Source organism: Jidongwangia harbinensis, assembly GCF_020216025.1.
Taxonomy (GTDB): domain Bacteria; phylum Actinomycetota; class Actinomycetes; order Mycobacteriales; family Micromonosporaceae; genus Actinoplanes; species Actinoplanes harbinensis.
Map to the genome: position 1 here is coordinate 1 of NZ_JAIWNC010000080.1, position 12,911 is coordinate 12,911.

The window sequence follows — 12,911 nt, forward strand, 5'->3', positions numbered from 1 at the left end:
GTGTCGAAGAGGTTGCCGACGCCGGCCTGCTGCTGGATCTCCGCCAGACCCAGATAGTGATGCTCCAGCAGACCCACCTGCTCGGCACGCACCCGGGCCACCACATCCCGCAACGACTCACCCGCACGCCACCGCACCCGAACCGGCACCGTATTGATGAACAACCCCACCATCTGCTCCACCCCGGACAACTCCGCGGGCCGACCAGACACCGTCACACCGAACACCACATCCGAACGACCCAACAACCGCCCGACCACCACACCCCACGCCACCTGCACCACCGTGTTCACCGTGACACCCAACTCACGCGCACACGCCGACACACCCGACGCCAACCCCGCGTCCAGCGCAAACTCCACCTGCTCCGGCACCACCGCCACCGCACCGGCCGACCCACCCGCCACCAGCGACGCACCCGGCAGACCCGCCAGCGCCGCACCCCACGCCGCCCGCGCCTGACCCCGGTCCCGCCCCGCCAACCACGACAGATAGTCCCGGTAACCACGCACCACCGGCAGACCCGACACCGGATCGGTGCCGAGATACAACGCCGACAGTTCACGGAGCAGGACGGGCATGGACCAGCCGTCCAGGATGATGTGGTGGTTGGTGATCACGAACCGGTACCGGTCGGTGTCCAGCCGGATCAACAGGAACCGGATCAGCGGCGCCGCACCCAGGTCGAACCGCGCGGTCCGCTCCGCCAGCAGGGTCTGCTCGACCGCCTTGTCCTGGTCGTCGCCGTCCAGATGACGCAGGTCGGCGTCGGTCCACCGCAGCGGCGGGTTCCGGTGCACCACCTGCACCGGCTGGCGCATGCCTTCGTGCACGAAGCTGGAACGCAACACGGCGTGGCGACCCAACAGGGCACGTGCGGCACCCCGCATCCGCTCGTCGTCGAGCGCACCCGCCAGGTCGAGGACGGTTTGCATCGTGTAGGTGTCGTGTTCGCCCTCGCGGTTCACCTCGTGAAAGAGCAGGCCTTCCTGCAAAGGTGACAGCGGAAGAAGCTCTTCCACGGCAGACTGCTGCATTGCGGATCTCCCCTCAGACCCGACGTGTCAACCCACGGACCGGACAGTCCACAACTCGTCGAAGAAACGGTGATCGGCGGCTTTGCGCAGCCACCCGACACCACTGGTGCCACCGGTGCCGACCCGGCCACCGATAATGCGCTCGACGGTGAGCAGGTGGGAAAAGCGCCAACGCCCGAAAAGGTACGCGAGATCCACCAGGGACTCCGCCAGAGAATGCAATTCGTGATATCGGGCGGGGTCGCCGTAAATCATGCGCCAGGCCTGGATGATTTCATCGTCGGCATCCCGCGGCTCGGTCCAGTCCCGCTCGACGCAGTGTTCCGGAATGGGGAACTCGCGGCGGCGGAGAAGCCGCACGGCGGCATCGTAGATGCTGGGCTCGGCGAGCGTCTGCGACAGTTTCCGGTGCGCCGCCTGCTCACCCTGGTGCGGCTTCAGCAACGAACGGTGCTTGTTGCCGAGGATGAACTCGAGCTGCCGGTACATCGGAGACTGGAAGCCGGAACCCTCGCCCAGCTCGTCGCGGAACTCGTTGTACTCGGCGGGGCTCAGCGCGGCCAGCACGTCCCACGTGCCGGCCAGCACGTTCATGATCTTGTGGGTGCGGCGCAGCACCCAGAGCGCCTCGTTCAGCTGGTCGCTCTCCAGGTAGTCCCGGGCGCGCCTGGCCTCCGTGTACACCAGCTTGAACAGCAGTTCCATGATCTGCGTCATGACCAGGAAGGACGGCTCGCCGGCCGCGTCGGTCCGCGGGTTCTGCAACGCCAGCAGCATCGGCGTGCCGACGTAATCGGCATACGGATTCGGCGCGTCACCGAATTCCAGCAACGGCTGACCGCCCGATTTCTTGTAGCGGTCCTCCCGGTCACCTTCGGTTAAAGGGTGGATCGGCGCGCGTGCAGCACCCATCGAGTTACTCAAGAATTCCCCCGTTAAGTCAGCGTGAAAGCCATGCACGGATCGGGTCAGCACAGACTGATGATCTTGCACACCGCGGAATCCGGTTCACACAGCGACTTGGGGAGAAGTGTTCCACACCGCAGAGCTATCGGTCAAGGTTAATGGAAGCCCAACCGGACGTGCATTTCTGTAAAACGCAAAGACGGCCATGTTCCGGCGGCCGTCCGCGCAAGCACGGACCACCGCCGGAACAGGCCGGGGGGATTTCCAATAGTGGTATCAGGCGTCGCGCTTCTTGAGAACGGAATATCCGAACCCGAGAGCGGCGACCGTCCAGGCGCCGAGAATGAGGGCGGCGACGCCGGCCCCGTAGCGGTCCCCGCCGCCGTCCAGGAGGTACGTTCCGGCGCTTCCGGGCAGGAAGTCCGCGATGGTCTGGATGAAGTCCACGCCGATCCCCCGGATGATCAGCGGCAGGACCACCAGGAGCAGGAACGAGATGCTCAGCGTGCCGACCGCGCTCCGCAGGATGAAGCCGACCCCGAGCGTGAACATGCCGACCATGGCCAGGTACGCGGCGACGGACGGGATCTGCCGGAACAGCTCCGAGGACTCGACCTCGGCGAGGTCCTTGAGCATGATGCCGCCGGAGATGGTGCCCGCGCCGGCCAGGATGAGGCCGTAGACGAAGGTGACGATGCCGACCAGGATGGCCTTCGATGCCAGCATCCGGCCGCGGGACGGCACGCACTGCAGCGTCGCGCGGATGCTGCCCGAGGCGTACTCGGCGGTGATCACGAGCATCGCCAGCGCCATGATGGCGAACTGGGCGAGCTGGGCCGCCTGGATCGTCGTGTCGCCTACCGGAAACGGATCGGTCGGCGCCGGGTGTGCGGTGTCCTCGTAGGAGTAGTCATAGCCGACCACCCCGGCCCACAGCACCATCAGGACCACGCCGGTGGCCAGGCACCACCAGGTGGATCGGACCGACCACAGTTTTACCCACTCGAACCGGATCGCGCCCCACAGACCCCCGCCGCGCTCCGCACCCGCAGCCGACTCCCGCGTGATCACGTCGCCCGACTGAGCAACCTCCGTTGTGGAGTGTGTGTTCATCAGCTGGGTTCTCCTCTCGAACTTTCTCTAAGCCTTGCTCTGGCGCCCGGCGCTGATGTACTCGACGCTCTCGGCGGTCAACTCCAGGTACGCGTCCTCCAGGGAGGACTGCCGCAGCGCCAGCTCGTGCAGCTGGACACCGAGTTCCGAAGCTCGCTGGCCGACAACCTCGACGTCGCCGTTGACGACGTGCAGCTCGTGCGGGGAGACCCGCTCGATCACCGCCGCGTCGCTCTCGAGGGCCTGCGCCAGCTTGTCCAGCCCCTGGGTCTGCGGGCTGCGGACGATCACCGCGTTGCGGGATCCGCGAGCGATGACCTCGGCCATCGGCGCGTCCATGATGACCTTACCCTTACCGATGATGACGAGTTGGTCCGCGGTCTGCTGCATCTCGCTCATCAGGTGGCTGGACACGAAGACCGTGCGGCCCTCGGATGCCAGTCGCCGCATCATCTCGCGGACCCACCGTACGCCCTCGGTGTCGAGTCCGTTGACCGGTTCGTCGAAGAGCAGAACCTGGGGGTCGCCGAGCAGGGCTCCGGCGATGCCGAGCCGCTGGCTCATGCCGAGCGAGTAGCCGCGGGCCCGCTTCTTGGCGACCTTCGCGAGGCCGACCTCCTCGAGCACCTGGTCGACCCGCTTCGCCGGGATCCCGTTGCTGTAGGCCATAGACAGCAGGTGGTCCCGGCCGCTCCGGCCCGGGTGCACACCCTTCGCGTCGAGCAGCGCACCCACCTCACGCATCGGCCACCGCAACGTGGCGTATGGCTTCCCGCTTATCGTCGCCTCGCCGGCCGTCGGGTGGTCCAGCCCCATGATGACCCGCATCGTGGTGGACTTGCCCGCACCGTTGGGTCCGAGAAAGCCCGTGACCTTACCCGCCGCCACCTCAATCGAGATGTTGTCGACGGCGACCTTGTCGGCGTAACGCTTCGTCAAGCCGCGAATCGCGATCATCTCTACCTCCGCACCTCACTGTCTACTGCGGCTAACGCTATTGGTCGGGGCCCGGCCGGCTCTTCTGTCGTTCGGCGCCGGCCGTCTCTAACTTTCGTCGTGTGTCGCGGGCCGCGGCCGGCTCCGGGCCACCCGCCGCCGCCCGCAGGAGGACGTCCGCCTGGCGCGCCGAGACCGCCTGGAACCCCGTGTGCGCACTGGTCCCGCCGCGGTGCCAGGTCATGTTCTCCACGGCCCGCAGCAGGGCCCAGTCGCGTACCTCCGCCGGGTCGTGCCGCAGCCCGCCGGCGACCCGGGTGATCACCGCCCCGGCCGTCTCCACCGTGGGTTCCGCGCCGAGCATCAGCAGCACCGGCAGTCCGGTCTCGTACCCGGGTGGACCCACCACCGGCTTCGGATCGATCACCAGCCACGGTTCCCGCCCGGCCGCGACGATGTTGCGCAGATGGGTGTCCCGGTTGATCAGCAGACCGGTGTCGCGGTACCGGCGCAGCCGGCGGCGGGCCACCCGCAGCGCCTCGGCGAGCGGCGCGGCCCGGTCCGGCCCGTCACCGGCCGGCCGGGCGACGGCCAGCGCGGTCCAGCCGGCCACCCACCCGGCCAGCAGGGTCCGGACCGACGGGAACGCGACCCCGGCGGGGGCCGGCCGGCGCAGCCGCAGCACCAGACCGCAGGCGATGCCGAACGCGGCCGCCGGGTCCGGATGGGTGAGCAGCGGGTCGCCGGGCTCCGCGCGCTCGATCAGCATCGCGCCGGTGGCCGGGTCGTGCTGGTACAGCCGCACCGCGCCGTCGCCGTCGTAGGCCCGCAGCGCGTACGCCTCGGTGTCGTTCTCGCCGTCGCGCAGCGGCAGCTTGAGTACCGCCGGGCTCCCGTCCGCGCGTTCCACCGGCAGCACCAGCGCGTGCGTGCCGTCCGGGTAGGGCTCGCCCAGCCGCAGCGCCCAGCGACCGGCGACCGCCAGCGCGAGCTCCGGCACCTCGGCCAGCCACCGCCGCCCGGCGTCGCCGAACGCGGCCGTGACCCGGCCGGCCAGGCGTTCCGGCACGACGACCCGGTGCCTCATTCCGCACTCCGCTCGACGAGCTGGGTGAGGCACAGCTTGGCGTACGCGCCGCCGGCCGCCATCAGCTCGTCGTGCCGGCCCCGCTCGACGATCCGGCCCTCCTCCAGCACGACGATCACGTCGGCGTGCCGGATGGTGGACAGCCGGTGCGCGATGACCAGCGAGGTACGCCCCTCCAGCGCGGTCGCCAGCGCCTTCTGGACGGCCGCCTCGGAGCCGGAGTCCAGATGCGCGGTGGCCTCGTCCAGGATGACGATCGGCGGCGCCTTCAGCAGCAGCCGGGCGATGGCGATCCGCTGCCGTTCCCCGCCGGACAGCCGGTATCCGCGGTCGCCGACCACGGTGTCCAGCCGGGCCGGCAGGGCCCGGACCGTGTCACCCACCTGGGCCATGTCGAGCGCGGTCCAGATCTCCTCCTCGGTGGCGCCCGGGCGGGCGTACCGCAGGTTGTCCAGGATGGTCTCGTGGAACAGGTGCGCGTCCTGGGTGACCACGCCGATGGCGTCCCGCAGGGACTGCGCGGTCACGTCCCGGACGTCCACCCCGCCGACCCGGATGGCGCCGCCGGTCACGTCGTAGATCCGGGACACCAGCATGCCCAGCGTCGACTTGCCCGCACCGGACGCGCCGACCACGGCGATCATCTGCCCGGGCCCGACCGTGCACGAGATGCCCCGCAGCACCGGCTCGGACGCCGCGTCGTCCAGGACCGCCACGTCCTCGAGCGCGGCCAGCGACACCTCCGCGGCGGTGGGATACCGGAACTCCACGGAGTCGAACTCGATCGACCGGGCGTCCGCGGGCAGCGGCTTGGCACCGGGCCGTTCGACGATGGCCGGCGGCAGGTCGAGGATGTCGAACACCCGCTCGAACGACACCACCGCGCTCATCACGTCGACCCGGATGTTGGACAGCGCGGTGAGCGGGCCGTACAGGCGGGTGATCAGCAGGGCCAGCGACACCACGGTGCCGGCGCTGACCGTGCCGTTGACCGCCAGCCAGCCGCCGAGGCCGTAGGTCAGCGCCTGCGCCAGCGACGCCACCAGCAGCATGGCCACGAAGAACGAGCGGGAGTACATGGCCTGCAGGATGCCGATGTCGTGGACCCGCTCGGCGTCGGTGCGGAAGCGTGCCTGTTCCACCTCCGGCCGGCCGAACAGCTTGACCAGCAGGGCGCCGGCCACCCCGAACCGCTCGATGGTCGCGGTGGACATCCGGGCGTTGAGCTGGAAGCCCTCCCGGGTGATCACGGCGAGGCGGCGGCCCATCCACTTGGCCGGCAACAGCAGCGCGGGCAGCAGCACCAGCGACAGCAGGGCGATCTGCCAGGACAGGGTGGCCATCACCACCGCGGTGATGAGCAGCTGGACCAGATTGCTGATCAGGCCGGACAGCGTGGTGCTGAAGGCCCGCTGGGCGCCCAGCACGTCGGTGTTGACCCGGCTGGCCAGCGCGCCGGTCTTGGTGCGGCTGAAGAACTGCAGCGGCAGGCGCTGGATGTGCTCGTGCAGTTCGGTCCGCAGCCGCAGGGTCACGCCCTCGCCGACCCGCGCGGCGTGCCAGCGCTGCACCAGTTGCAGCGCCGCGTCGACGATCGCGAGGCCGGCGACCGCCGAGGCCATCCAGATCACCGTACGGCCGGCGTCCGGCCGGCCCGCGGTGATGGTGTTGATGATCCACCCGGCCACCACCGGTGTGCCCACCCCGATCGCGGCGGACAGCACCACCGCGACGGTGAAGAGCGAGATCCGCCACCGGTACGGCGAGGCGTAGCTCAGCACCCGGCGCCACACCCCCCGTGGCAGCTTCCGGCCGGCCACCTGGTCGCGTTTGCGTTCCGAGCGCAGCATCCGGTCGCCGTTGATTTCGCGCCCCAGCGCGCCGACGTCACCCAGCAGTGACACCCGTTCCCCCGTCTCTCGTGTGCGGCGCGTCAGTCGGACATCGCGACGAGGATCCGGCGCGCGCCCGTGAACGAACGGCGGCCGTGCCCGACCAGCACGTTGTCGATCAGCATCAGGTCGCCCTCGCGCCAGTCGCAGTCCTGCGCCGCCTCGATCCCGCGGTCGCGGACCTGGAGCACGTACTCGGCGGGAATCGGGTCGCCGTTCGCGAACCGGACGGACTGCGGCAGTTCGTCCTCGGGCAGCAGCCGGGCCAGTTCCGCCGCGGTCTCGTCGCCCAACGACGCCGGGTGCCACTGGTCGGCCTGGTTGAACCACACCTCCGCGCCGGTGACCGGGTGGCGGGTGAAGGCGGGCCGGGTGAGGCTGACCCGGATGCCGTTCGCGTTCCACTGGAAGTCCGCGCCGGTGCCCTTGAGGAAGGCCTCGACCTCAGCGCGGTCGTCCGTCTCGAACGTGTCCTGCCAGCTCTTGCCGAGCCCGTACCCGTCGTGCAGGTTCTGGGTGTAGGTGATCCCGCCGGCGAAGGCGGCGCGGACGTCGTCGTCGAGCGACTCCAGCCAGCGCACCCCGTCCACCACCGGGGTGGCGCCGCCGCTCTCCGGCGCCTTGGCGCAGAAGAACAGCAGGCGCGACGGCCACTGGTTCGAGTACGACAGCTCGTTGTGCATGGAGATGGTCAGCTCGGGCGGGTACTCGGTCGAGGTGTAGATGTTGTTCCCGACCTTGGTCCGCGGCGAGTTGCCGTGCACGTAGGCGAGCCGCCGGGGCAGCAGGATGTCCATCACCTCGGGCAGCGTCTCCTCGGTGACGCCGAAGCCCCGGAAGATCAGCGCCTTCTTCTCCACCAGCAGGTCGTCGACCGGTTCGGCCCGCAGATAGGAGATCAGGCCGGCCGCGCTGGGCGGGGCGCCGACCTCGTGCTGGAAGATCTCGTGCGGCACCCACGTCGCGTGGTCGCTCATGTCCGTGTCCCTTCGATGTGTCACTTGGCGTCCCGCTCACCGAAGAAGGCGAGCATTGCTTTGTTCACGGCCTGGTGGTCCTCGAGGTATCCGAAGTGGCCGCAGCCGGGGATGAGTTCGAACGCCGCGCCGGGGATCGCGCCGGCCAGTTCCCGGCCCAGGTGCGGCGGTGTGATCAGGTCGTCCTCGAAACCGATGACCAGGCACGGCGCCTGGATCCGCCGGTACTCGTCGAGCCGGTCGGGAAACGGCTCCATGCCCAGCTGGGCGCGTACCCCGGGGCCCGAGGCCGTGCTGAGTTCGAGCAGTTCCAGCCAGTCCCGGATCTTCTCGTCGTCGTCCAGCGTCCGCGGCGAGAGGTTCTGCATCGCCTGGACCACCGCCCGGTAGCTCGCCGGCACGGCGACCCCGCTGTCGTGCAGCTCGATCTCGGCGAGCGACAGCGCCCGGCGCAGCCGGTCGCCGCGGCCGCGGGTGGCCATCAGGACCGCCTGGGTGACCAGGTCGGGCCGGGCCACGGCGAGTTCCTGCACCACCTGCGCGCCCATCGAGGTGCCGACGAACCGGCACGGGCCGAGTCCCAGGTGGTCGACCAGGGCGATCAGGTCGCCCACCATGTCGTCGATGGTGAACCCGTCGGCGCACAGGTCGGTCGGCGGGATGCCGCGGTTGTCCACGGTGATCGACCGGTAGCCGGCCGCGGTGAGCGCCGGCGTCTGGTAGAGCTGCCAGGCCCGGCCGCGCCCGCCGCTGCCCATCACCATCACGACGGGTTCGCCCCGGCCGAGATCGTCGTAGCTGAAGCGGATGCCGTTGAGCGGGATGACCGTCATCGGTTGGTGTCCTTTCCGTGCGGCTCTGCGGTGACCGACGTGCCGAGCTGCCGCTGCAGCGCCGCCAGGTCGTCGGGTTCCAGGGCGATCAGCCCGCCGACCGGTACCGCGTCGGGTTCGGCGACCGGTTCCGCCACGACGGTCGCGAGGCCGGCGACGGACCGGTGGGTGAACACATCGCGGGCGCTGATCGCCAGTCCGGCGCGGCGGGCCCGGGACACCAGCTGGATCGACATGATGCTGTCGCCGCCGAGGTCGAAGAACGAGTCCTCCACCCCGACCTCGGGCAGTCCCAGCACCTGCGCGAACAACCCGGCCAGGGTCTCCTCCCGGGCACCCCGCGGCGCCCGGGACACGGTGGCCTGCCAGTGCGGCGCCGGCAGCGCCCGCCGGTCCACCTTGCCGTTCGGGGTCAGCGGCAGCTGCTCCAGCACCACGAACGCCGACGGCACCATGTACTCCGGCAGCGCGGCCGACGCCACCGCCCGCAGCTTCGCCGGATCGACACCGGCACCCGACTGCACGTAGGCGACCAGACGCCGGTCGCCCGGCCGGTCCTCCCGGACGACCACCACGACCCGGCCGACGCCCTCCGCCGTGGCGAGCACCGCCTCGATCTCACCCAGCTCGATCCGGAAGCCCCGCACCTTGACCTGGTCGTCGGCGCGGCCCACGAACTCCAGCGCCCCACCGGCCCGCCACCGCACGATGTCGCCGGTGCGGTACATCCGGGCCCCGGCGGACCCGAACGGGTCGGCCACGAACCGCTCACCGGTGAGCGCCGGGCGGCCCAGGTAGCCGCGGGCCAGCCCGGCACCGGCGATGTAGAGCTCGCCGGCCACGCCGGCCGGCACCGGCTGCAGGGCGGCGTCGAGCACGTAGACCTGGGTGTTCGCGATCGGCGACCCGATCGGCGGGACACCGGCCAGGTCGGCCGGCACCGCGGACGCCGTCGACCACACGGTGGTCTCGGTCGGCCCGTACAGGTTGGTGACGGACCGCGCCGCGGCGGCGAGCGACCGGGCGACCGCCTCGCTGACGGCTTCCGCGCCGACCACGGCCCGGACGGTGCGCAGCACCTCGGCGCCGTCGCCGTCCTCCAGCAGGGCGTGCCAGAGCGTCGGGGTCGCCTGCATGACGGTGACCCGGTGGTGGGCCAGGAACCGCCACAGCGCCGGCCGGTCCCGCAGCACCTCGTCGGTGGCGAGCACGATGGTGGCGCCGGACGTCAGCGGCACGTAGATCTCCGGCACCGCCATGTCGAAGCCGATCGTGGTGGCGGCGAACATCCGGTCGTCCGGGTCGGCGGCGTAGTGGCCGCGGATTCCGGCGACGAAGTTGGCCAGCGCGGACCGGGGCACCACCACCCCCTTGGGGATGCCGGTGGAGCCCGACGTGTAGATCACGTAGGCGGGGTGTTCGCCGCGGGCCGGCGCGACCCGGTCGGCGTCCGTCAGGTTCCCGGACGGACCGGCGGCCAGCCGCGCCGCCGTCTCCGGGTCGTCGAGCCGCACCTCGCGGTGGACCGGCAGGCCGGCCGGAAGCGCACCGGTGGCGGTGAGCACCGCCGCGGGCGCGGTGTGTTCCAGCATGTACGCCAGCCGGTCCGCCGGGTGGTCCGGGTTCACCGGCAGGTAGCCGGCGCCGGTCTTCAGCACGGCCAGCATGGCCACCACCAGGTGCTCCGACCGGGGCAGCGCCACGGCGACGAACTGTTCCGCCCCGATGCCGGCTCCGGCCAGGTGCCGGGCCAGCTGGTTGGCCCGGGCGTTGAGGTCCCGGTAGGTCAGCTCGCGGTCCTGGAAGGTGACCGCGACCGCGCCGGGCGCGCGGCTCGCCTGCCGTTCGAAGAGCGCCAGCACGTCCTCGCCGGCCGGTGCCCCGGTCCGGTTCACCTCGACGATCAGCTGCCGGCGTTCCTCCGGGGTGAGCAGGTCCACCGCGCCGATCCGGGCCGACGGGTCGTCGGCCATCGCCTCGAGCAGCCACAGCAGCCGGTGGGTGAGACCGGCCACGGTGGGCTCGTCGAACAGGTCGACGCGGTACTCCACCGAGCCGTGCATGCCGGCCGGCGCGCCGTCCGGGCCGCGCCGGTCCTGCACGCCGACCAGCAGGTCGAACTTGGCCACCGACTGCCGTACCTCGGCGCTGGTCACGGTGAGGCCGGGCAGGCTGTCCAGCGCGGCCGCCGCCTCCCGCTGGTCGTTGTTCTGGAAGGCGAGCATCACCTGGAAGAGCGGGTGGACGGCCATCGAGCGGGACGGGTTGAGCAGGTCCACCAGCCGTTCGAAGGGAAGATCCTGGTGCGAGTACGCCGCCAGGTCGGCGTCCCGGGTCCGGGCGAGCAGGTCCGTGAACGTCGGGTTGCCGGACGTGTCGGTGCGCAGCACCAGGTTGTTGACGAAGAAGCCGACCAGCCCGTCCAGTGCCCCGTCGGTGCGCCCGGCGACCGGTGCGCCGATCGGGATGTCGGTGCCCGCGCCGAGCCGGCTGAGCAGCGCCGCGAGCCCGGCCTGGAACACCATGAACAGCGTGGTGTCGGTCTGCCGGGCCAGGTCCTGCAGCCGCCGGTGGAGGCCGGCCGGGACGGTGAACCGGAACTGCGCACCCTCGTGGGTGGCCACCGGTGGCCGCGGCCGGTCGGTCGGCAGTTCGAGCTGGTCGGGCAGCCCGGCCAGGGCCGACTTCCAGTACTCGGACTGCGCGGCGATGGCGCTGTCCGGGTCGGTCTCGGAACCCAGTCCGGCGCGCTGCCACAGGGTGTAGTCGGCGTACTGGACCGGCAGTGGTGCCCAGCTGGGGGCGGCGCCGGCCAGCCGGGCCGTGTAGGCGGTGCTCACGTCGCCGGCCAGCGGCCCCATCGACCAGCCGTCGCAGGCGATGTGGTGCACCAGCACCAGCAGCACGTGCTCCTCCGGCGACAGGGCGAACAGCCGTACCGCGAACGGGATGTCGGTGGTCAGGTCGAACGCGTGCCGGGTGGCGGCGGTGAGTTCCGCCGGGAGGCGGTCCTCGGTCACCGGCCGCACGTCGAGCAGGTCGCCGACCGCGTCGGGTGCCACGATCACCTGGTACGGGCCGTCGTCGTCGTGACCGAAGCGGGTCCGCAGGCTCTCGTGCCGGGTCACCACGTCGTGCAGGGCGGCCCGCAGGGCCGCGCGGTCGAGCGGGCCGCTGAGGCGCAGCGCGACCGGCATGTTGTAGGTGGGGCTGGGCCCTTCCAGGTGGCTGAGGAACCACAGCCGCTGCTGCGCGAACGACAGCGGCAGGCGGTCGGGGCGTTCCTGGGCCACCAGCGGCGGGCGGGCCGCGGTCGCGGACGCCAGCCGGGTGGCCAGTTGCGCGACCGTGGGCGCGTCGAACAGGGTCCGGATGGCGAGTTCCACGCCGAGCGTCGAGCGGACCCGGCTGGCCAGCCGGATGGCGAGCAGGGAGTGGCCGCCGAGGTCGAAGAACGAGTCGTCGACGCCGACCTCGGGCAGTCCCAGCACCTGCGCGAACAGCCCGGCCAGGACCTCCTCCCGCGCGTCCCGGGGTGCCCGCGACACACTCGCCTGCCACTGCGGCGCCGGCAACGCCCGCCGGTCCACCTTGCCGTTCGCCGTCTGCGGGAGCTTGTCCAGCAGCACGAACGCCGACGGCACCATGTACTCCGGCAACGCCGCCGCCGCCACCGCCCGCAACGCCGCCGGGTCGACACCGGCCGACTGCACATAGGCCACCAGACGCCGGTCCCCCGGCCGGTCCTCCCGCACGATCACCACGACCCGGCCCACACCCTCGGCCCGCGCCAGCACCGACTCGATCTCACCCAGCTCGATCCGGAAACCCCGCACCTTCACCTGATCGTCGGCACGGCCCACGAACTCCAACACCGAACCCGCCGCCCACCGCACCACGTCACCGGTGCGATACATCCGCGACCCCGCCACACCGAACGGATCCGCCACGAACCGCTCCGCCGACAACCCCGCACGACCCAGATACCCCCGGGCCAGGCCCGCACCGGCGATGTACAACTCACCCGGCACCCCCACCGGCGCCGGCCGCAACCCCGCATCCAGCACATACACCTGGGTGTTGTCGATCGGCGCCCCGATCGACGGCACCCCCACCAGATCCGCCGGCAC

General features: G+C 71.1%; 9 protein-coding genes. All 9 read right to left on the reverse strand.

Annotated features, from left to right (window positions below; all coding sequences use genetic code 11):
- Positions 1–1,037 (reverse strand): condensation domain-containing protein (locus LDL48_RS42690; RefSeq protein ID WP_225260922.1); only part of this gene is annotated, 1,037 nt, incomplete at its 3' end.
- Positions 1,038–1,064: 27 nt separating this feature from the next.
- Entirely contained in the window at positions 1,065–1,949 is an 885-nt protein-coding gene (locus LDL48_RS42695) for a tryptophan 2,3-dioxygenase (protein ID WP_225260923.1), read from the reverse strand.
- Between the two features lie 270 nt (positions 1,950–2,219).
- Positions 2,220–3,014, reverse strand: a complete 795-nt coding sequence (locus tag LDL48_RS42700) for an ABC-2 transporter permease (protein WP_225260924.1) — start codon at positions 3,012–3,014, stop codon at positions 2,220–2,222.
- A 69-nt stretch (positions 3,015–3,083) separates the two neighbouring features.
- On the reverse strand, positions 3,084–4,013 hold the full coding sequence (locus LDL48_RS42705) for an ABC transporter ATP-binding protein (RefSeq protein WP_225260925.1): 930 nt from the start codon (positions 4,011–4,013) through the stop codon (positions 3,084–3,086).
- A 37-nt stretch (positions 4,014–4,050) separates the two neighbouring features.
- Positions 4,051–5,079 (reverse strand): aminoglycoside phosphotransferase family protein, encoded by a 1,029-nt coding sequence (locus LDL48_RS42710; protein WP_225260926.1) that lies wholly within the window; start codon positions 5,077–5,079, stop codon positions 4,051–4,053.
- Positions 5,076–6,929: an ABC transporter ATP-binding protein gene (locus LDL48_RS42715; RefSeq protein WP_225260930.1), complete on the reverse strand. Its 1,854-nt coding sequence runs from the start codon at positions 6,927–6,929 to the stop codon at positions 5,076–5,078. Before LDL48_RS42715 ends, LDL48_RS42710 begins: the two co-directional genes overlap by 4 nt.
- An 83-nt stretch (positions 6,930–7,012) precedes the next feature.
- On the reverse strand, positions 7,013–7,948 hold the full coding sequence (locus LDL48_RS42720; protein ID WP_225260927.1) for a TauD/TfdA family dioxygenase: 936 nt from the start codon (positions 7,946–7,948) through the stop codon (positions 7,013–7,015).
- Positions 7,949–7,968: 20 nt separating this feature from the next.
- On the reverse strand, positions 7,969–8,781 hold the full coding sequence (locus LDL48_RS42725; protein ID WP_225260928.1) for an alpha/beta fold hydrolase: 813 nt from the start codon (positions 8,779–8,781) through the stop codon (positions 7,969–7,971).
- On the reverse strand, positions 8,778–12,911 hold a 4,134-nt coding region (locus LDL48_RS42730; protein ID WP_225260929.1), incomplete at its 5' end, for a non-ribosomal peptide synthetase. The genes LDL48_RS42725 and LDL48_RS42730, both read right to left, overlap by 4 nt.

Bases quoted from the DNA above. Each gene is read 5' to 3' on its own strand.
- LDL48_RS42720 (WP_225260927.1), bottom strand. From the start codon at position 7,948: ATGAGCGACCACGCGACGTGGGTGCCGCACGAGATCTTCCAGCACGAG.
- LDL48_RS42705 (WP_225260925.1), bottom strand. From the start codon at position 4,013: ATGATCGCGATTCGCGGCTTGACGAAGCGTTACGCCGACAAGGTCGCC.
- LDL48_RS42695 (WP_225260923.1), bottom strand. From the start codon at position 1,949: ATGGGTGCTGCACGCGCGCCGATCCACCCTTTAACCGAAGGTGACCGG.
- LDL48_RS42725 (WP_225260928.1), bottom strand. From the start codon at position 8,781: ATGACGGTCATCCCGCTCAACGGCATCCGCTTCAGCTACGACGATCTC.
- LDL48_RS42715 (WP_225260930.1), bottom strand. From the start codon at position 6,929: ATGCTGCGCTCGGAACGCAAACGCGACCAGGTGGCCGGCCGGAAGCTG.
- LDL48_RS42710 (WP_225260926.1), bottom strand. From the start codon at position 5,079: ATGAGGCACCGGGTCGTCGTGCCGGAACGCCTGGCCGGCCGGGTCACG.